Raw genomic sequence first — 18,728 nt, forward strand, 5'->3', positions numbered from 1 at the left:
CATGCCACCGATCAGAGACATTCGCCAATTTGCTCCCCTGCAAGCGCCAAGGCACCATGAACCGCACACATTTCGCAGGGAGAGCCCCATCATGATGCCTCGTTCCAGCCTTTACAGCCTGCTGGCCGCCGTCCCGTTCGCGTTCCTGCCACTGGTGGCCCAGGCCGAAACACCGAATATCCAGCCGGGCGAGTGGGAGTACACGAACACCACCACCATGGACGGCGCGCACCAGATGCCGGAGCAGACCGAGACCTACACCGAGTGCGTGACCGAGGACGACCTCGCGCGCGGCGAGGAGATGATCGAGGCACCGGACGGCTGCAGCGTGGACAGCATGGACATGCGCGCGGACGGTGTGGACTACACCATGACCTGCACCGATCCCGACGGCACCAGCATGGACATGCAGGGCTCAATGCAGTTCATGGGGGATCGAGCGGAGGGCGAGATGACCAGCGAGATCGACTCGCCGATGGGTCCCATGTCCGTGCGAATCTCGGTTGAAGGCCAGCGCATCGGCGACTGCTAGGGGGGGCGCCTGCTGACCGTATCTGACCGGCCCAGGCGATACCGGGCCGGCATTCTCAGCGCCTGACGGTCGCGCGCAATGCCAGGCGCACCAGCGTCTCTACCGAATCGGCCTGATCGCGCACGGCGGCGACCATCTTCTCCGCGCTGGCGCGCTGATAACCCAGCGACTCGAGCGCCGCCAGGGCCTCGCCGTCCATCGCGGCGGCCGGGGCATCGACCCCTGTGCCGGCGACACCCGGCGTGGCCGCGAATCCCATCTCGGCCAGTCGCTCGCCGAGCTCCAGCACCACCCGTTCGGCCGTGCGCTTGCCGATCCCCGGGACCTTGGCCAGTCCGGTCACGTCACCGCCGCTGATCAGGCCGGCCAGTTCGTCACCCGCGTAGGTCGAGAGCATCGCCAGCGCGAGCTTGGCCCCGATGCCGTTGACCCGGATCAGACGCCGGAACAGATCGCGGTCGCGCTTGTGCATGAACCCGAACAGCTGGTGCGCATCCTCGCGTACCACGAGGTGCGTGGTCAGCACGACACTGCCGCCCGGCTCCGGCAGGGCCGCCAGCGTGGAGAGCGGAACCTCGACCTCGTAGCCCACGCCACCCGCATCAATCACCACGCCATTCACCTCGCGGCTGATCAGCGTCCCCTCCAGCCGGGCAATCATGGGCGCCCCCCGATCACGGCCGAGGCGGCCCCTGCCAGACGCGCCTGGTGCTGGGCGGTATGGGCATGGCACAGCGCGACGGCCAGGGCATCGGCGGCATCGCTGCTGGCCGGTTCGGTCAGACGTAACAGTTGCTGCATCATGTGCTGGACCTGCTCCTTGTCCGCGCTGCCCACGCCGACCACCGCCATCTTGATCGCACGCGGCGCATATTCATGTACCGGGAGCCCGGCCTGGGTCGCCGCGCAGATGGCGGCCCCCCGGGCGTGCCCCAGCTTGATCGCCGACTGCGCATTGCGCGCGACGAACACCGTTTCGATCGCCAGTACGTCGGGCTTGAGTTCGCTGATCACCTCAACGACACCGGCAAAGATCTCGCCCAGGCGCTCGGGAAACCCCTTGGATCTGGGCCGGATCACGCCATGGCCGCGGGAACGGCCCTGGCCTTTGGCATACTCGATCACCGCAAAGCCGGTAATCCGCGAGCCGGGATCGATACCAAGGATACGCATCGTTGTTTGTCCAGAGAGGCGCGGATTACGGCGCGCAGCAGCGCGGCATCACTGCCCCACGCCTTCCGGGAAATCGGCGTTGGTAAAGACGTTCTGCACGTCGTCCAGGTCGTCCAGCATCTCCAGGAGCTTCAGCACGGACTCGGCGGTCTCCGCATCCAGTGGCGACAGGGTCTCCGGGCGCCAGGTGACCTCGGAGCTCTCCGGCTCCAGTCCGCGGTCCAGCAGCGCCTGGCGCACGTCCTGATAGGCATCGGGCTCGGTAATCACCTCGATTGCGCCGTCGTCCTCGACCTGCACATCCTCGGCGCCGCCCTCCAGCGCGGCCTCCATGACCGTCTCGTCGTCCAGACCGGGCGCAAAGCGGACCACGCCCTTGTTCTGGAACAGATAGGCCACCGAGCCATCGGTCCCCAGGTTGCCACCCATCTTGGAGAAGGCGTGGCGGACCTCGGCCACTGTCCGGTTGCGATTGTCGGTCATGCAGTCGACCAGGATCGCCGCACCGCCCGGGCCATAACCCTCGTAGCGGATCTCCTCCATCGCGGCCCCGTCGGACTCACCGGCGCCGCGCTTGGCCGCGCGCTCGATGGTATCCCGCGTCATGTTGGCGCCAAGCGCCTTGTCGATCGCCAGGCGCAGGCGCGGATTGGTCTCGGGGTCGGACCCGCCCTGCCGGGCAGCGACGGTGATCTCGCGGATCAGCTTGGTAAAGAGTTTGCCGCGCTTGGCGTCCTGGGCGTTCTTGCGATGCTGGATGTTCGCCCACTTGCTGTGGCCTGCCATTCGGTCACGACTCCTTGGGTTGGGTTCGTTGGGCGCGGCCAGGCGACCGCGAGACCCGCACAGTCTAATCGACTGGGGCCGTCGGGTTCATGCCAGGATGCAAAGGGACGCTGGATGGAGCCGCGCAGGGCTTGCACGGGGAGCAGGAAAGGTCTGCCTTGCTAAGGACGTAGCAACGGCCCCTCGACGGCCTCGCGGGCCTCGCGCCCGGCCAGCTGCTCGATCAGCGTCAGGGCAAAGTCCATCGCAGCCCCCGGACCACGTCCGGTAATGATGCGCTCGTCGACTTCCACGAGCCCCCCGGTAGAGGGGATACCCGATTCGTCCAGTGCCCCGGTAAACGAGGTCACGCGGCGACCTTCCAGCACACCCGCCTGCGCCAGCGCCTTGGGCCCGGCGCAGATCGCGCCCAGCCAGCCGTCGCGCTCGGCCTGTGCCCGCAGCATTGCCTGCACCCGTGGATCGTCGCGCAGGTGATCGGCGCCCGGCAGCCCACCGGGCAGCACGATCAGGTCGAAGGCATCGTCCTGAACTGCTTCCAGCGTGGCGTCCGGCTGGATCACCGTCCCGCGGGAACAGCGCACGGGGCCCTGTTCGAGCCCCGCAACCGTGACCTCGAAGCGCGCGCGGCGCAACAAGTCGATGATGGTGACGGCCTCCAGCTCCTCGGCCCCGGCCGCCAGCGGCACCAGGACACGCGGTGTTTCCTGCGTCATGGCCACCTCCGATCAGCGCTGGCTGTAGATGTTCAGCCCCTTGAGCAGATTCAGGGCCTCGCTCAGGCCGTAGTCGCGCTCGGCCAGGCTCTCGCCATTGTCGTCATCATCCTCCGGCACGTCCTCGCCCTGCAGCTCCCGCTGCATGCGCACCTGGGCGTCGCGGCCATTGCCGTCATCGGCACGCGAGACCGTCAGATTCTCCAGCCGGATATCGGGCTCTACGCCGTCTTCCTCGATGTTGCGGCCGTCCGGCGTGAAATAACGCGCGGTGGTCAGCTTGATACCGGTGTTCTCGGTCAGCGGCAGGATCGTCTGCACCGAACCCTTGCCAAAGGTGTTCTGGCCCATGACCACCGCACGCTTGTGGTCCTGCAGGGCGCCGGCCACGATCTCGGAAGCCGAGGCCGAACCCCGGTTCACCAGTACCACCATCGGGGCACCGCCGAGCACATCACCCGGCGAGGCCTGGTAGCGGAACTGCGAGTCCTCCAGCCGGCCCTCGGTGTAGACAATCAGCCCTTCCTCCAGGAACGCATCGGACACACCGACCGCGCCGTTCAGAATGCCGCCCGGGTTGTTGCGCAGGTCCAGCACTAGGCCGCGCAGATCACCCTCTTCCTTCAGCTCTTCGACGGCTCGCACGACGTCACGCGCGGTGCGCTGCTGGAAGTTGCTGATACGCAGGTAGCCATACCCGTCTTCGAGGATCTCGGATCGCACGCTCTGGACCTGGATACGGTCACGGGTCAGCGTGATCTCCTTCGGCTGATCCTCGCCCTCGCGGACGATCGTCAGGGTAATGTCCGAGCCCTTCTCTCCACGCATCTTGGAGACGGCATCGGACAGCGTCATGCCCTGCACCGATTCACCGTCCAGGCGAATAATCAGGTCACCCGCCTGGATGCCGGCCTTGCTCGCCGGGGTGTCGTCGATCGGGGCAATGACCTTGACGAAGCCATCCTCCATGCCGACCTCGATCCCCAGACCACCGAACTCGCCGGAGGTCCCGACCTGCATGTCCTCGAAGTCCTGCTCGTCGAGATAGGCCGAATGCGGGTCCAGCCCGGAGAGCATCCCCTGGATGGCGTTATCCAGCAGCTCCTTGTCGTCCACCTCGGTGACGTAATTGCGCTTGATGCGCATATACACCTCGGTAAACCGCTGCAGGTCCTCCACCGGCAAGGCATTCTGTGCGCCATTCTCGCGATCGGCATACACCGCCACCGACACGCTGAGCATGACACCGACAACCAAACCCACCACCAGGGCGTACCCAGTGCGACAAGACTTCTTCATTACCGATCCTCTAGAAACGGAGGTATTTACCGGACCGATGGTAGCACCGGGAATCTGACCCATGCCTGAACGCCCGACTGCGTCTGCTGTTTTCGCCCGACAAATCCTTCAAACACGGTCACGATTATTTCGTGACGCTCGTCATTGAGATAGCCACCAGTCCTCAGGGTTCAACGGATCGCCATTTCGCCGAATCTCGAAGTAGAGTCCCGGTGCGATCGCCTCGCGCCCGGCGCCGGCCAGGGCCATCCGCGTGCCGCCCTCGACCTCCTCGCCCTCGGCGACCAGGATTTCCTCCAGGTTGCTGTACAGCGTCAGGTAACCGCTCCCGTGGTCGAGGATCACCAGAAAACCGTAGCCCTGCATCCAGTCGGCGTAGACCACACGACCAAAATGGACGGCGTGCACCGACTCGCCGTTGTCAACCTCCAGCACGGTTCCGCGCCAGCGTGACTGCAGACGACTGCCGCGCGGCTCGTTGAAGCGCCGAACGACCGAGCCGTCCGCCGGCATCGGAAGCTCGCCCTGGAGGTCAGCAAAGGCGACATCGGAACGAACGGGCGCACGCTCGGGTGGGGGATCGCCCCGCGCGGCACGCTCTTCGCGTTCAGCCGCATCGCGCTCCACCTCGCGAATCAGGTCTTCCAGCGTCTCGGCATTGCGCTCCAGCCGCGCCAGCTCCAGCGCCTCGTCCGCGATCGCGCGTTCCAGCTCGTCCATCGCCACACGCTGCCGCTCCTCCTCGCGTTCGAGATCCGCCACCACCTCGCGCAGCGCCGCCTCCTGCTCGGCCAGCACCGCCTGCTCGCGTTCCAGGTCGTCGCGCGCGGCGCGCAGCACCTCGAGCTGTTCACCCAGGGCCGCCAGCGCCTCGGCCCGCGCCTCGCGCAGGCGCGCGGCGATCTCCGGGTGCAACCGGCTCAGCTCGCCCTCGCCTCCGGTGCCGGGTACGCGTCCCGGGTGCCGGTCGCGCTGCCACTGGTCGCGCAGCAGGCGCCCCGCCTGCACGCGTTCCTCGCGCAGCCGTTCCTCTTCCTGCTCAACGCGCGCCTCGTGCTCGGCGATCACCTCGGATTGTTGCTCGCGCTGGGCCTCCAGTTCGCGCAGTTCGCGCCGCGACTCGCTGCTGCCCCGCGCCGCGCGCTCGAGCTCATCCTCCAGACGTTCGAGCGCGGCCTGGCGCTCCTCCTGACTGCGCTCCAGGTCACGGATCGCCTCCAGCGTCTCCTCCAGTTCGGCCTCCGGTTCAAACGCCGACAGGCTGCCTGCGGGCGCCAGCAAAAATGCCGCCAGAACAAGCAGTAAGGGGTATCGGGAAGTCAAGATTGCGCAAATTCGCATATCGGGGTACGTTTAGGTACTTATATTCTCACCCGGTTACGGGCTTGCTGTTTCGCAAAACAATAAAGAGGCATGCCGTGAGCAACGAAGCGGTCGAAGAAGAAAAGATGGTCGAAGAAGAACTGATGTCTCAGGACGAGGACATTGAACGGGCCTCGCGCTCGCTCAAGGCCATGTCCCACCCCCTGCGGCTCAAGATCCTCTGCATTCTCGGCGATCGCGAGATCAGCGTACAGGAAATCGTCGATCAGGTCGGGACCTCGCAGAGCAACATTTCGCAGCACCTGGGCATCCTGCGCGACAAGGGCATCCTGGCGACCCGCAAGGATGCGAACCGTGTCTACTACCGAGTGGGGGACTCCCGCACGCTGCGCCTGATCGGTATGATGCAGGACGTTTTCTGCAGCTCCTGACATCTCCCTGACCGACGCGGCGGCCTGAATGCTCGAAAGACTCCCTGAATTCCTGTCCAATCATCCGATCCTGACCGGTGCCCTGCTGGCGGTTGTCGGGATGATCCTGTTCACCGAGTTCCGCCGCCTGACCCGCAAGTACCGCACCCTCTCGCCGAGCGAGGCCGTGCGCGTGATCAATCAGGACGACAGCCTGGTGCTGGATGTGCGCGAGGACAACGAGATCGCCTCCGGCCGCATTGGTGGGGCCAAGCACATCCCGGTGGGCAGCCTGCAAAAGCGCATGGACGACATCGCCAAGTACAAGGACAAGCCCGTAGTGGTGTACTGCCGCAGCGGTAACCGCTCCGCGATGGCCGCCTCACAGCTGACCGCTGCGGGGTTCCAGGATGTCGTGAACCTCCAGGGCGGCATCCAGGCCTGGCAATCCGCGGGCATGCCGATCAAGAAGAAGTAATGCGCTTCGAGGTCTATGGCACGGTCCGCTGCCCGTTCTGTCTGCTGGCCCGCCGGCTGCTGATCCACCACGGTTACCCCTTCGACGACCACCCGGTGGATCGCGAACCCGGGGCGCGCGCGGAGATGGAACAGCGGGCCGGCCGCAGCTCGGTGCCGCAGATTTTCCTGGGTGACACCCATATCGGCGGATACGACGAGCTGCAGGCGCTGGATCGCTCCGGTGAACTGCAACGCATGGCCGAAGCGGCCGGCATCGCGCGCACCAGCGACGCCTGAGCCCCCAGGACGACGGGAAAACTCACCCACCTCTTGACTCCTATCCGGCGCCACATTCCTTTACGATTCCCGCACACGAATCCCATTCTCCACGACTCGGAACAACATCATGGCTGAAGAAACCTCCAACACCAGCGGTAACGGCGCGGGCGCGCAGGGCAACTCCCAGGACAACCCCGGCTTCTCCATCCAGAAGGTGTTCATCAAGGACATCTCGTTCGAGTCGCCGGACGCCCCCGAGATCTTTCTGAACGAGTGGAAGGGCGACACCAACATTCAGCTGAACACCAACGCCCGCCCGATTCGCGAAGAAGAAGGCGTGTTCGAGGTCGAGCTGAAACTGACCGTGACCACCGAGTCCAACGGCAAGACCGCCTACCTGGTCGAGATCAACCAGGCCGGGGTCTTCATTGTCCGCGGCTTCCCCCGCGACCAGCTCAACCAGCTGCTGGGCTCCTACTGCCCGAACCTGCTGTTCCCGTTCGCCCGCGAAACGGTCGCGGACCTGGTACTCAAGGGCGGCTTCCCGCAGCTGCTGCTGCAGCCGGTCAACTTCGAGGCGCTGTACCAGCAACACCTGGAAGACCAGAAAAAGGCATCCGGCGACTCGCAGACGGCCGCGCCGGAGTCGACCTCACAGGCCTGATCCGGGGCTCGCACCCGTGCGCATCGCACTCCTGGGTGGCGGCTCCTGGGGCACCGCGCTGGCGATCCATGCCGCGCGCCTGCACCAGGACGTCGTGCTCTGGGTCCGCAAGGACGAGGCCGCCGAGCGGCTGAGCCGCGCGCGCGAGAACGCCCGCTATCTGCCCGGCATCCCCTTCCCGGAAACCCTCTCCATCAGCGCCGACCCCGGTGTGATCGACGATGTCGACCTGGTGCTGATCGCAGTCCCGTCCGGGGCCTTTCGCGAGACCCTGCGCTGGATGCAGCCGCGCCTGCGTGAAGGGCAGACGGTCGCCTGGGCCACCAAGGGACTGGAGACATCCAGCGGGGCCTGGCTGCACGAGATCGCCGAGGAAGAACTGGGCTCCGGCTTCCCGCCCGCGCTGATCTCCGGACCCTCCTTCGCCGCAGAGGTGGCCCGCGGCCAGCCCACCGCACTGACGGCGGCCTCGCAGAGCGAACACAGCCTGGACCGCCTGACTGGCGCACTGCATGGCAACGCCCTGCGCATCTATCGCAATCACGACGTGATTGGTGTGGAGCTGGGCGGAGCCCTGAAGAACGTCCTCGCGGTCGCGACCGGGATCGCCGACGGCGCGGGCTACGGCGGCAATGCCCGCGCCGCGCTGATGACGCGCGGTCTGGCCGAGATGCAGCGCCTGGGCGAGGCGGTCGGGGCCCAGCCGGGCACGCTGACCGGGCTTTCCGGTCTCGGCGATCTGATCCTCACCTGCACCGATGACCAGTCGCGCAACCGTCGCCTGGGGCGCCTACTGGGTCAGGGCTATGACCTGGAGACGGCCCGCGCCCGTATCGGCCAGTCGGTCGAGGGGGTCGAGACCGCGCGCCAGATCAGCACGCGCGCCGAGGCCCTGTCGGTGGACATGCCCATCTCCGCGGAGGTCCACGCCGTGCTTTACCAGGGGCGACCGGTACGCGAGGCCGCCCGCCGCCTGCTGGAACGCGATCCGACCCACGAGAACCCGACCGGGTAACCCCGAGCCGAACCCGAACAATCGCGCATGCCGGCACAGTTCGTTACCGTGCACGGACGATTGTCCACAGCTGGGAGGCACCCATGCGCAAGGCGTGGAAGGAACTGGATCTCGAGGGCGGCGGCCTGCAGGCGATCAACGCGAAACTCGCGGCCGAGATGCGCGCGCGCCCGCCCGCCTACGTCGCCTGGGTCCTGTTTCCGCTGGGACTGCACCGTTTCTATCTGCGCGAACCTTTGGGGGGCGCGGGCTACATTGGCCTGAGTGCGGCAATCCTGATCGTGGCCTGGCTAGTGGCTGGCTGGTGGTGGCTGATCCCGACGGGTGCCATGGTGGCCTGGGCGGCGTTTGATCTGATCTGGATCGACCGCCGCGTGACCGACTACAACAAGGAACTGCGCAAGCAGGTGTTCCTGCGCAAGGGCCACAAGCCGCCCCAGGATTATCGCGGCCGCTACACCAGCGACGAGGACGCCCAGCGCGAACTGACTGAATACCAGTCGATCAAGGAAGGCGAGCGCGCCGGGCACCCGGGCCCCGCCGGGGCGAATGAGCGCGATCGCGACGTGGGCGGCAAGCGGCGCATGCCAAGCTTCAACGAGCAGGAAGCCATGCTGCGCCAGATGCGCTCACGCAAGAAGGGCGAGGCCGAGGACGACTGAGCCCCAGCCTCCGGCTTCATGCCCCCACTCAGGCGGGCACAAACGGACTTTAGTTATCGCCCGGGCGCCAGACGCCACTGGCCTCCTGCGGCGGCGGGGCGGCCTGCTTGCGGCTCTCCATATCCACGAACACCGACTCGGTGAACTGCGAGAGCTGCTTCAGATACTCCTTGCGCTCGTTCACCGACTCCGGCATCTGCGCCACCAGAAAACCAGTGATCGCGCTCAGATACTGCACGGCCACGATGGGCTGCTGGGCCTTGGGATCGGTCTCGACCAGAACGTCCTGGATCTTCTGGATCAGGTCGCCGGACAGCTGCAGGGTATCGTCGCTCATGGTGCTCTCTCGGTTATCGAATGTGTGAACAGGCTAAGGCAAGGTCGCCGCGTCCAAAAGTGAACGCAAAGCCGGCGGGACTTTCCATCACGACCGGCGAATCGCCCGACCCTCACCACGGCCGCGGCGGTGGCCCCCGATCTTCCGGATTATCGTCGTCCGGACCGGATTCTGGGGCATCATCCTCGGTGTCATAGTCCTCGCTAACGCGATCCGCCGGCACCTGCCAGGGCTCGCTGGGCAGGATCGACCGCTCGCCCGGGCGCGGTGCCCAGCGCTCCTGCTCCAGCCCCCGGATCAGCCCCACGATCATCATCAGGATCACCAGCGAAAATGGCAGGGCCGCCAGGATCACTGCGCTTTGCAGGACCTCCAGCCCGCCCGCCAGTAGCAACACCGCAGTGATCAGGCCGATCAGCGCACCCCAGATCGTCAGATGCCGCTTGCGGTGCTCTGTGGAACCGTGGGCCAGCAGGGTATTGATCACGACGATCCCGGCGTTGGCGGAGGTCAGCAGGTAGGTCGCAATCAGGATCGTGATCAGCCCGCCCCCGACCTTGGCCACCAGCCAGGGCTCCAGCGTATCCATGGTCGCGAAGGTGGCCATGGTCAGGTCTTCGGAGACCTTGTCGGCAATATCCGCGATCCCCTCGACCTCGGCATGCAGCGCGGTACCGCCCAGCATCGCGAGCCAGAAAAAGGTGATGACCGTAGGCACCAGCAGCACGCCCAGGACAAATTCGCGCAGCGTGCGCCCGCGCGAGATGCGCGCGATGAACAGCCCGACAAACGGCGCCCAGGCCAGCCACCAGCCCCAGTAGAACACCGTCCAGTCGGAATGCCAGGGGTCCGTCTGGTGGGCGTGGGTGTACAGCGAGAGCCCCAGCAGGTTCTGCAGGTAACTGCCGGAGGACTGCACGAACAGTGCCAGCAGATACTGGGTCGGCCCCCAGATCAGCAGCAGGCCCATCAGCGCCACGCTCAGCCACATATTGGCCTGGGAAATCCGCTGTACGCCGACCTGGACGCCGGTAATGACCGAAACGATCGCAATGACAGTGAGCAGGGCTGCCAGGAACAGCTGCCCGTTCTCGCCACCGGAAATCCCCAGGGTATGCACCAACCCGGTATCCAGCTGCTGAATACCCAGCCCCAGGGTAGTCGCGATCCCGAACACCGTGGCGAGGATGGCCAGCAGATCAACGATGTCGCCGGGCCAGCCGTGGCTGTATTTCCCGATCAGCGGATGCAGCGCGGAGCGCAGCGCCAGCGGCTGCCCCCTGCGAAAGCCGAAGTAGGCGAGGATCAGCGCCAGCAGCGCAAACACCGCCCAGGCATTCAGACCCCAGTGAAAATAGGTCAGCACCATCGACATGTCGGCGGCCTCGGCCGTCTCGCCGTTGTCCAGCAGGAACGGGTTGCCCCCGTAGTGACTGAGCGGCTCGGCCACCGCCCAGAACAGGAGGCCCACGCCCATGCCGGCGGCAAACAGCATGGCCAGCCACGACACGGTGGTGAACTCCGGCACCTCGTCATCCCGTCCAAGACGAACATCCTTGTAGCGGCCGACGCCCAGCCAGATCACGATGGCCAGGAACACGGCCATCGCGACCACGTAGTACCACTCGAGGAAAGGCGTCAGAAAGGTGCGGGCGTCCGAGACCACCCGCTCGAGTTCATCCGTGCGGTAGATCGCAAACAGCGCGATCAGCACCACCAGCAGCAGCGCGATCGGGGCTACGCGCGGGTTCAGTCCCTTGAACGGTCCTCGGGTCGCGACGTTGTACATCCGCTTCCTCCCTGAAGTGTCCGGCCCTCAGACGCGATGCGTGTGCAGCAGTTCCCGCTCGCCTGCGGAACGGTTACCGGTACGAAAATCCTGGATGACCCGATGCACGAAGCCCAGCTTCGAGATCGCCTCCGGTGTCAAGACGAATGGATAGACATGGGCATGCCCCATACTGCGGTTCAGGCTGTTCAGGGCTGCGGCCAGCGGCAGCCAGTGCGCGACCAGGGCATCCGGATCGTCGGTGGCGTAGGCATCGAAATGCGATTGCCCGCCCTGCGGCCCAAGCCTCGCCGCCTCTCCAACACTGGGCGCGACATCCATGCCATAGGCCGCCGCCGTATCGAGGGCGTCGACGATATGCAGGTAATGCGCCCAGGTCTCGGCCCAGTCCTCCCAGGGATGGGAGCTTGCATAGGCGGACACGAAATGGTTCTGCCAGTCGCTGGGCGGCCCATCCTCGTAATGGCGGCGCAACGCCTCGTCGTAGTCGATGCGTTCATCGCCGAAGCGGCCACGGAAGTACTCGTGCCAGCGCGTCCCCCGGATCAGACGGTCCCAGTAGTAATGCGCCGATTCATGACGAAAGTGTCCGAGGATGGTGCGGTAGGGCTCGGCCATGGCCTCGCGCATGCTCTCGCGCACGGACGGGTCCGCCTCCGCGATGTTGAGTGTAATCACGCCGTTCGCATGCCCGGTTACCACGCCGCCGCCCTCGTGGAAATCAGGGTTCGGGTCGGCCAGAAAATCGAACGCCACGCCGGCGGAGTCCGTCTGCTTGGACACAACGGGTAACCCCAGGCGCAACAGGCTGTAGACCAGGCGCCGCTTTTCCGTCTCCATCCGTTCCCACAGGCGCGCATTGCCCGGCACGCTCAGATCGGGGATGGTGCGGTTCAGCCGGCACGCGCGGCAATAGCCCTCCGGGTCATCGTGGCGCACCATCCAGTTACAGACCGCGTCCACCGCGTAGTGGCGGCACTGGCGATAAAGCGGCCCATCGGGTTCGCCCGCGACACGCCACAGCCCGCCCGGGATCGGCTCCCCGGAGGAGAAAAGCGCATCCCCGGCCATCTCCAACGCCGACAGCTCCAGGCGGTCGGGTAGAAAGCCCAGCCGCCGTCCACAACCATTGCAGTAGGTATTGTCGAAATAAATGACACTACCGCAGCCTTCACACTCGAACAGCTGCATTACGACCTCCCGAAAAGCCGTGCCGCGGCGATTCGCGGCACGGCTTTCAGCCTACGCCAAAACCGCTGCATGCGTCGCGCACGTTCTGGCCCTCAAGGCCCACTCAGGGGTCTGGTTCGAGCAGCATTTGTACCCGCTTCAGCGCCAGCGGGTCTGTCAGAATCCCCGCATGCGTGGTGTTCACGCCGTAGATGCTGCTCGCCATTCCCTGTATCGGGGGGTACAGCATGGTCGACAGCGTGAGTACGCCATCCGTCCCTGCGCGTCCTCCGCTATCCGGACGGCGAAAGCTGAATAGCAGGTGCAGCTCCGTCTCCCCCGACAGTTCCGATTCGAACAGTCGGCGCTGATACTCGCTGCCGGGTGCCATGTCACGCCAGACCGGGATCACCACCGGCGAACGATCGACCCCCGACTGCGCGGCGGCATGCCCGTGCCAGGGCGTGGACAACGCAATCATGCGTGGGATCCGGGCCGGCGCCGCCCGCCGCTCGCGCTCATGCAGAAAGCCCTTCGCCACCAGCCCCCCCATGCTGTGCGCCACGACCGGCAGGGACTCCACGTCATAGCGCAGCTCCAGCTCTTCCAGGGTCTGCGCCAGGTGGGCCGCGATGGACTGCAGGGGCAACCCGGACGGGTAGTAGTACAACCAGGGTTGGTAACGCTCGCGATCGAGCTGGTGGATGAGTTCGGCGAACCCTCGCGGCGAGCCGTTCATACCGTGTACAAACAAAACCGGGATGCGGTCGGGATCGTAGGGTTCGAGAAAATAGACCCCGGCATAGCCGGCCAGCATGAAATCCAGCGGCCGCCACTGGCTCCCGCGCGCGACATCGTCGTCGAAACGCGGGTCATCCAGCGTAGTCACTTCCCCGAACGCCGTGACCCCACCGACGCTGAAGGGGCCGCCCTCCGGACCCCGCTCGCGCGCGGGCGACAACGCGATCGCATGTGCCGCGACCCCTTCGCCCCCGATCCGGATCTCCATATCGCCAAAACGCGTACCCGCAGGGCATTCCAGCACGCCACCCTCGTTTGCCAGGTACACCGGGGCACCCGCCTCGTGGCGCCCGTCACGCTCGGGGTCGGCAAAGGCCAGGACCTGGTAACGCCCCGGCGCCAGGCCAAAGAACCACTCGCCACCTCCAGCGCTCACCATGTGGTCCACCGGTTCCGGCACGGCACCCTCCTCCATCGGCGCGCGGAATACCGCGACCACATAAGGTCCCGGGACCTCGTCATCCGCCATCACGGTTCCGGCAATCGTGCAGGCCTGGCCCATCATCTGCATCTGTCCGCGCGCATCCCACAGCCCGCAGCCCGTCAGCCACCACGCCACCAGCACCAGTGCGGCAATCCTTGCTCCGTCCATGTCCGCCTTCCTGCCCGCCCGGATTAGTCCAACAAGCGGCTCGTGCATCTCGCCGCCCACCTGTCCCTCTCAGGATAGCGGCGCACACGCCAAATCGCCTGCTGTTAACCGCCGCTGTGGTACCCGCCCCTGCGCGCCCCAAACAAAAAAGGCCCGCGCGGGGCGGGCCTTGTCGGTTGCGGAAGAAAGCGGGCCGAATCAGGCGGCCGCTGCGGCGCGGGTGAAGGCCAGATGCTCGCCGGCCATGTCCACCTCGATGGTGTCGCCGGGGCCGAACTCGCCGGCCAGCAGCGACTGCGCCAGCGGGTTTTCCAGCTGGGTCTGGATCGCCCGCTTGAGCGGACGCGCCCCGTAGACCGGATCGAAGCCCGCAGCCCCCAGGTGGTCCAGCGCGGCGTCGGTGATGGTCAGCCCCAGGTCGCGCTCTTCCAGACGCTTGCGCAGGTACTGCAACTGGATGTCGGCGATCGCGCGGATCTGCTCGCGCTCCAGCGGATGGAACACCACCACGTCGTCCACTCGGTTGATGAACTCGGGGCGGAAGTGCTGCCCGACGATCTCCATCACCGCGCCCTTCATCGCCGCGTAGTTCTCCTCGCCGGCCATCTCCTGGATCTGCTGCGAGCCCAGGTTGGAGGTCATCACGATCACCGTGTTGCGAAAGTCCACGGTGCGCCCGTGCCCGTCCGTCAGGCGGCCGTCATCCAGCACCTGAAGCAGCACGTTGAAGACATCCGGGTGCGCCTTCTCGACCTCGTCGAGCAGGATCACGGAGTACGGCTTGCGGCGCACGGCCTCGGTCAGGTAGCCGCCCTCCTCGTAGCCGACATAGCCCGGGGGCGCCCCGATCAGCCGCGCCACGGAGTGCTTCTCCATGAACTCGGACATGTCGATGCGCACCATCGCTTCTTCCGTGTCGAACAGGAAGCTGGCCAGCGCCTTGGTCAGCTCGGTCTTGCCCACGCCGGTCGGGCCGAGGAACAGGAACGAGCCGTTCGGGCGATTCGGGTCGGACAGGCCCGCCCGCGAGCGACGGATGGCATTGGCCACGGCATTGACCGCCTCGGACTGACCGACCACGCGGGCGCCGATCGCCTCCTCCATGCGCAGCAGCTTGTCCTTTTCCCCCTCCAGCATCTTGGAGACCGGGATGCCGGTCCAGCGTGATACGACCTCGGCGACCTCTTCGTCGGTCACCTTGGTGCGCAGCAGTTTGGTCTCCTGACTTTCCATCTCGTGGGCCATGGCCAGGGACTTCTCCAGGTCCGGGATCCGCCCGTACTGCAGCTCCGACATGCGCGAGAGATCCCCGGCGCGGCGGGCCGTCTCCAGCTCCATGCGGGCACGCTCGAGCTCTTCCTTCAGTTGCGCGGCACCGGAGACCGAGGCCTTCTCGGATTTCCACACCTCTTCCAGATCAGAGTACTCGCGCTCCAGGCGCTCGATCTCGCCCTCCAGGGTGTCGAGGCGCTTCTTCGAGGCGTCGTCGGATTCCTTCTTCAGCGCCTCGCGCTCGATCTTCAACTGGATCAGACGGCGCTCCAGGCGATCCATGGACTCCGGCTTGGAGTCGATCTCCATCTTGATGCGACTGGCCGCCTCGTCGATCAGGTCGATCGCCTTGTCCGGCAACTGGCGGTCGGTGATGTAGCGCTGCGAGAGCTGCGCGGCGGCGACGATCGCCGGGTCGGTGATCTCGATTCCGTGGTGGACCTCGTAGCGCTCTTTCAGTCCGCGCAGGATGGCGATGGTGTCTTCCTGGCTGGGTTCGTCGACCAGCACCTTCTGGAAGCGGCGCTCCAGCGCGGCGTCCTTTTCGATGTTCTGGCGGTATTCATCCAGCGTGGTCGCGCCGATGCAGTGCAGCTCACCACGCGCCAGCGCCGGCTTGAGCATGTTGCCTGCGTCCATCGCGCCCTCGGCCTTGCCGGCGCCTACAAGCGTATGGATCTCGTCGATGAACAGGATCACCCGGCCCTCTTCCTGCGACAGCTCCTTTAGCACGGACTTCAGCCGTTCCTCGAAGTCACCTCGGTACTTGGCCCCGGCCAGCAGCGCACCCAGGTCCAGCGCCAGTACGCGCTTGTCCTTGAGCCCCTCGGGCACCTCGCCGTTGATGATGCGCTGCGCCAGGCCCTCGACGATCGCGGTCTTGCCAACCCCCGGCTCGCCGATCAGCACCGGGTTGTTCTTGGTGCGGCGCTGCAGCACCTGGATCGAGCGGCGGATTTCCTCGTCACGCCCGATGACCGGATCCAGCTTGCCCTGCTCGGCACGCTCGGTCAGATCGGTGGTGTATTTCTCCAGCGCCTGACGGCTCTCCTCGGCATCCGGGTTGTCCACCTGGCTACCACCGCGAATGTCATGAATGGCCTTGTCCAGTGCGTCCTTGTTGGCGCCGGCATGGCGCAGCATCTCGCCCACGCCGCCCTTCTCGTCGACGGCGGCGAGCAGGAACAGCTCGCTGGAGATGTACTGGTCCTTGTTCTGCTGGGCCAGCTTGTCGCAGACATTCAGCAACCGGCCCAGGTCATTGGAGACATGGACCTCGCCGGCCGCGCCCTCGACGCGGGGCATGCGGTCCAGCGCCTCGCCCAGCGCCGAGCGCAGCTGGCGCACGTTGACGCCCGCGCGGTCGAGTACATGGCGCACGGTACCGCCATCCTGGTCCAGCAAGGCCAGCAGCAGGTGGGACGGTTCGATGAACTGGTGGTCGCGGCCAACGGCAAGTGACTGCGCATCGGCGATCGCGGACTGGAATTTGGTGGTCAGGCGATCCATTCGCATTGGGAAACCCCTCGGTCAAATCTGTATGAACTGACACGAACCATGGGGGCAATGCCCGTCGCTTCAAGGATAGCCACCGAATTTAGAACACGTGGCGCGCCGTCATTCCTCGTCCAGATGCCCGAGCCAGGCCAGCGTGCCCATGCGCCCGGTCTCGCCGTCCCGGCGGTAGGAGTAGAACCGCCCGACCTCCGAATAGGTGCAGCGCCCGCCGCCTGCCACCTGCACAACATCGACGCGCTCCAGCCGGTGCCGGGCCAGCGCGTAGATGTCCGCGTGGAAATGCCCGTTCGGGCCGGGACGGAAGGCGGGCGCGGCCTCGACATCGTGATCGAGGAAGGTATCACGCACCTCCGGCCCGACCTCGAAGGCCCCCGGGCCGATCGCCGCCCCCATCCAGGCGCGGATCTCCGCCTCGGGGCGAGTAATGCGCAGGGCCTCGACGGCCGCCTCGAGCACCCCGTCGGCCAGCCCGCGCCAGCCGGCATGGGCCACGGCCACCGCCTCGCCATCGTCGGTCGCCAGCACGACGGGCAGGCAGTCCGCCGTCTGCACCGCACAGACCACACCGGGCGCGTCGGTGAATACCGCATCGGCCTCGATCACCTCGCCCTGCTCCCACGCCTCCAGCAGGTCCTCGGCCCGGATGACGCGCGTGCCGTGGACCTGCCGCGGCCAGGCGACGGGCTCCGCGATCCCCAGGCTGTGTTCCAGGCGGTAGCGGTTCTCGGCGACATGTTCGGGGTCATCGCCGGTATGCAGGGCGAGATTCAGCGAGTACCAGGGGCCCGTGCTCACGCCCCCCTCCCGCGTGCTCTGTACCGCCCAGACGCCCGACGGGAGGTCGCCGAAGTCCGGTGCGAGCGTGGGGATCAATTCAGCGGTCATTCTCGGCCTCCCGGTCGGTACGCAGGGCGACGAGCAGCGCCTCGAAATCCTCGGGCACGGGTGCCTCGAAGGCGAGCACTTCGCCACTGTCAGGATGCTCGAATTCCAGTCGCGCCGCATGCAGGGCCTGACGGCGAAAGGCCGCGAGCGCCCCCTTCGCCGCCTCGCCCATGCCACGCACCGGGCGCGGGCGCCCTCCATAGGCGGGATCGCCCACGATCGGGTGCCGGATATGCGCCATGTGCACGCGGATCTGGTGGGTACGCCCGGTCTCAAGTCGCACATTCAGCAGGGTATGAGCCGGGAAACGCTCCGCTACCCGATAGTGGGTCACCGCCGGCTTGCCACCGCCCGTGACCGCCTGGCGCTTGCGATCCACCGGATGACGGCCGATTGGCTCTTCGATGGTGGCACCGCTGATCACGCGACCCTGCACCAGTGCCCGGTACTCGCGGTGGACCGTACGCTCCTGCAACTGGCGCACCAGCGCGGTCTGCGCCTGCGGCGTACGCGCAACCACCATCAGCCCGGTGGTGTCCTTGTCCAGCCGGTGCACCACCCCGGCGCGCGGCAGCTGCGAGAGGTTCGGGTCATGGTGCAGCAGGGCATTGACCAGGGTACCGGCACGATGCCCCGCCGCCGGGTGCACAACCAGCCCGGCCGGCTTGTTGATTACCAGTACGGCGGGGTCCTCATGGACGATATCCAGCGCAATGGGCTCTGGCTCGGCCTCCAGGACCGGGGCCTCCGGGGGCTCCAGCACGACATGCTCGCCGCCCTGCACCGGCGTGCGCGGTTTCGGCTGGCCACCGTTCACAGTCAAGGCCCCTTCCTTCAGCCACTGGGTCAGCTGGCTGCGCGAATACTCCGGGAACAGCCTAGCCAGCGCGGCATCCAGCCGCTGGCCGGCCTCTTCCTCGGGGAGTTCCGCAGATCGCGGTTCGTTCATTGGCGATACTCGTCTCGATTTTCCCGCACCCGCGAACGGCCAGGCACGGCATGATGTTGTAGAATCCGCGGACACCGCTTCATCTGCGAGGCCCCAT

20 protein-coding genes are annotated in these 18,728 nt (G+C 66.3%); 7 read left to right on the forward strand and 13 right to left on the reverse strand.

Annotation, left to right across the window (positions count from 1 at the left end; translation table 11 throughout):
• Positions 1–91 precede the first annotated feature (91 nt).
• Positions 92–532, forward strand: a complete 441-nt coding sequence (locus tag F791_RS0108650; protein WP_018138630.1) for a DUF3617 family protein — start codon at positions 92–94, stop codon at positions 530–532.
• A 55-nt stretch (positions 533–587) separates the two neighbouring features.
• On the opposite strand, the gene ruvA is transcribed toward F791_RS0108650, so the two are convergent.
• The 6 genes from ruvA to F791_RS0108680 form a co-directional block, all read right to left on the reverse strand.
• Positions 588–1,193: a Holliday junction branch migration protein RuvA gene (gene ruvA, locus F791_RS0108655; RefSeq protein ID WP_018175406.1), complete on the reverse strand. Its 606-nt coding sequence runs from the start codon at positions 1,191–1,193 to the stop codon at positions 588–590.
• Entirely contained in the window at positions 1,190–1,705 is a 516-nt protein-coding gene (gene ruvC, locus F791_RS0108660; protein ID WP_018138628.1) for a crossover junction endodeoxyribonuclease RuvC, read from the reverse strand. Before ruvC ends, ruvA begins: the two co-directional genes overlap by 4 nt.
• A gap of 48 nt (positions 1,706–1,753) precedes the next feature.
• Positions 1,754–2,491, reverse strand: a complete 738-nt coding sequence (locus tag F791_RS0108665; protein ID WP_018138627.1) for a YebC/PmpR family DNA-binding transcriptional regulator — start codon at positions 2,489–2,491, stop codon at positions 1,754–1,756.
• A 161-nt stretch (positions 2,492–2,652) separates the two neighbouring features.
• The gene (locus F791_RS0108670) at positions 2,653–3,207 is read right to left on the reverse strand and encodes a DJ-1 family glyoxalase III (RefSeq protein WP_018138626.1); all 555 of its coding nucleotides are present in this window, start codon (positions 3,205–3,207) and stop codon (positions 2,653–2,655) included.
• A 12-nt stretch (positions 3,208–3,219) separates the two neighbouring features.
• On the reverse strand, positions 3,220–4,506 hold the full coding sequence (locus tag F791_RS0108675) for a S41 family peptidase (RefSeq protein WP_018138625.1): 1,287 nt from the start codon (positions 4,504–4,506) through the stop codon (positions 3,220–3,222).
• A gap of 141 nt (positions 4,507–4,647) precedes the next feature.
• The gene (locus tag F791_RS0108680) at positions 4,648–5,847 is read right to left on the reverse strand and encodes a peptidoglycan DD-metalloendopeptidase family protein (protein ID WP_038038402.1); all 1,200 of its coding nucleotides are present in this window, start codon (positions 5,845–5,847) and stop codon (positions 4,648–4,650) included.
• Positions 5,848–5,924: 77 nt separating this feature from the next.
• Between F791_RS0108680 and F791_RS0108685 the strand changes: the two genes are divergently transcribed.
• From F791_RS0108685 to F791_RS0108710, 6 genes are all read left to right on the forward strand, one after another.
• Positions 5,925–6,260: a helix-turn-helix transcriptional regulator gene (locus F791_RS0108685; protein WP_017925754.1), complete on the forward strand. Its 336-nt coding sequence runs from the start codon at positions 5,925–5,927 to the stop codon at positions 6,258–6,260.
• Between the two features lie 28 nt (positions 6,261–6,288).
• Complete coding sequence (locus F791_RS0108690) at positions 6,289–6,717, forward strand: rhodanese-like domain-containing protein (RefSeq protein ID WP_018138623.1); 429 nt, start codon at positions 6,289–6,291, stop codon at positions 6,715–6,717.
• Positions 6,717–6,995: a glutaredoxin domain-containing protein gene (locus F791_RS0108695; RefSeq protein WP_018138622.1), complete on the forward strand. Its 279-nt coding sequence runs from the start codon at positions 6,717–6,719 to the stop codon at positions 6,993–6,995. The genes F791_RS0108690 and F791_RS0108695 overlap by 1 nt, the downstream gene beginning before the upstream one ends.
• A 109-nt stretch (positions 6,996–7,104) precedes the next feature.
• Positions 7,105–7,641, forward strand: a complete 537-nt coding sequence (gene secB / locus F791_RS0108700; RefSeq protein WP_019592466.1) for a protein-export chaperone SecB — start codon at positions 7,105–7,107, stop codon at positions 7,639–7,641.
• A gap of 16 nt (positions 7,642–7,657) precedes the next feature.
• Entirely contained in the window at positions 7,658–8,656 is a 999-nt protein-coding gene (locus F791_RS0108705) for an NAD(P)H-dependent glycerol-3-phosphate dehydrogenase (protein WP_018175405.1), read from the forward strand.
• An 83-nt stretch (positions 8,657–8,739) separates the two neighbouring features.
• A complete protein-coding gene (locus F791_RS0108710) occupies positions 8,740–9,318 on the forward strand; it encodes a hypothetical protein (protein WP_018138620.1) in 579 nt (192 codons plus the stop codon).
• Positions 9,319–9,367: 49 nt separating this feature from the next.
• Here F791_RS0108710 and F791_RS0108715 read toward each other — a convergent pair whose 3' ends face one another.
• The 7 genes from F791_RS0108715 to rluD all read right to left on the reverse strand — a co-directional run bounded on the left by F791_RS0108715 (position 9,368) and on the right by rluD (position 18,631).
• Positions 9,368–9,655 (reverse strand): hypothetical protein, encoded by a 288-nt coding sequence (locus tag F791_RS0108715; protein WP_017925760.1) that lies wholly within the window; start codon positions 9,653–9,655, stop codon positions 9,368–9,370.
• 112 nt (positions 9,656–9,767) lie between these two features.
• A complete protein-coding gene (locus F791_RS0108720) occupies positions 9,768–11,444 on the reverse strand; it encodes a BCCT family transporter (RefSeq protein WP_018994102.1) in 1,677 nt (558 codons plus the stop codon).
• 27 nt (positions 11,445–11,471) lie between these two features.
• Positions 11,472–12,635 (reverse strand): putative zinc-binding metallopeptidase, encoded by a 1,164-nt coding sequence (locus tag F791_RS0108725; protein WP_018138618.1) that lies wholly within the window; start codon positions 12,633–12,635, stop codon positions 11,472–11,474.
• Positions 12,636–12,738: 103 nt separating this feature from the next.
• Positions 12,739–14,007 carry a triacylglycerol lipase gene (locus tag F791_RS0108730; RefSeq protein ID WP_018649264.1) on the reverse strand — a complete coding sequence of 423 codons (1,269 nt, stop codon included), beginning with the start codon at positions 14,005–14,007 and terminating at the stop codon, positions 12,739–12,741.
• Positions 14,008–14,205: 198 nt separating this feature from the next.
• The gene (gene clpB, locus F791_RS0108735) at positions 14,206–16,788 is read right to left on the reverse strand and encodes an ATP-dependent chaperone ClpB (protein ID WP_018138616.1); all 2,583 of its coding nucleotides are present in this window, start codon (positions 16,786–16,788) and stop codon (positions 14,206–14,208) included.
• A gap of 108 nt (positions 16,789–16,896) precedes the next feature.
• Entirely contained in the window at positions 16,897–17,682 is a 786-nt protein-coding gene (gene pgeF / locus F791_RS0108740) for a peptidoglycan editing factor PgeF (RefSeq protein ID WP_018994106.1), read from the reverse strand.
• Positions 17,672–18,631, reverse strand: a complete 960-nt coding sequence (rluD, locus tag F791_RS0108745) for a 23S rRNA pseudouridine(1911/1915/1917) synthase RluD (RefSeq protein ID WP_018138614.1) — start codon at positions 18,629–18,631, stop codon at positions 17,672–17,674. Before rluD ends, pgeF begins: the two co-directional genes overlap by 11 nt.
• Positions 18,632–18,728: the final 97 nt, after the last annotated feature.

Origin of the sequence: Thioalkalivibrio sp. ALRh, from assembly GCF_000381425.1 — a bacterium.
Taxonomy (GTDB): Bacteria; Pseudomonadota; Gammaproteobacteria; order Ectothiorhodospirales; family Ectothiorhodospiraceae; genus Thioalkalivibrio.

Bases quoted from the DNA above. Each gene is read 5' to 3' on its own strand.
- F791_RS0108710 (WP_018138620.1), top strand. From the start codon at position 8,740: ATGCGCAAGGCGTGGAAGGAACTGGATCTCGAGGGCGGCGGCCTGCAG.
- F791_RS0108725 (WP_018138618.1), bottom strand. From the start codon at position 12,635: ATGCAGCTGTTCGAGTGTGAAGGCTGCGGTAGTGTCATTTATTTCGAC.
- secB (WP_019592466.1), top strand. From the start codon at position 7,105: ATGGCTGAAGAAACCTCCAACACCAGCGGTAACGGCGCGGGCGCGCAG.
- F791_RS0108680 (WP_038038402.1), bottom strand. From the start codon at position 5,847: ATGCGAATTTGCGCAATCTTGACTTCCCGATACCCCTTACTGCTTGTT.
- rluD (WP_018138614.1), bottom strand. From the start codon at position 18,631: ATGAACGAACCGCGATCTGCGGAACTCCCCGAGGAAGAGGCCGGCCAG.
- F791_RS0108730 (WP_018649264.1), bottom strand. From the start codon at position 14,007: ATGGACGGAGCAAGGATTGCCGCACTGGTGCTGGTGGCGTGGTGGCTG.
- F791_RS0108715 (WP_017925760.1), bottom strand. From the start codon at position 9,655: ATGAGCGACGATACCCTGCAGCTGTCCGGCGACCTGATCCAGAAGATC.
- F791_RS0108720 (WP_018994102.1), bottom strand. From the start codon at position 11,444: ATGTACAACGTCGCGACCCGAGGACCGTTCAAGGGACTGAACCCGCGC.
- F791_RS0108650 (WP_018138630.1), top strand. From the start codon at position 92: ATGATGCCTCGTTCCAGCCTTTACAGCCTGCTGGCCGCCGTCCCGTTC.
- F791_RS0108695 (WP_018138622.1), top strand. From the start codon at position 6,717: ATGCGCTTCGAGGTCTATGGCACGGTCCGCTGCCCGTTCTGTCTGCTG.
- clpB (WP_018138616.1), bottom strand. From the start codon at position 16,788: ATGGATCGCCTGACCACCAAATTCCAGTCCGCGATCGCCGATGCGCAG.
- F791_RS0108670 (WP_018138626.1), bottom strand. From the start codon at position 3,207: ATGACGCAGGAAACACCGCGTGTCCTGGTGCCGCTGGCGGCCGGGGCC.
- ruvA (WP_018175406.1), bottom strand. From the start codon at position 1,193: ATGATTGCCCGGCTGGAGGGGACGCTGATCAGCCGCGAGGTGAATGGC.
- F791_RS0108665 (WP_018138627.1), bottom strand. From the start codon at position 2,491: ATGGCAGGCCACAGCAAGTGGGCGAACATCCAGCATCGCAAGAACGCC.
- F791_RS0108690 (WP_018138623.1), top strand. From the start codon at position 6,289: ATGCTCGAAAGACTCCCTGAATTCCTGTCCAATCATCCGATCCTGACC.
- ruvC (WP_018138628.1), bottom strand. From the start codon at position 1,705: ATGCGTATCCTTGGTATCGATCCCGGCTCGCGGATTACCGGCTTTGCG.
- F791_RS0108675 (WP_018138625.1), bottom strand. From the start codon at position 4,506: ATGAAGAAGTCTTGTCGCACTGGGTACGCCCTGGTGGTGGGTTTGGTT.
- pgeF (WP_018994106.1), bottom strand. From the start codon at position 17,682: ATGACCGCTGAATTGATCCCCACGCTCGCACCGGACTTCGGCGACCTC.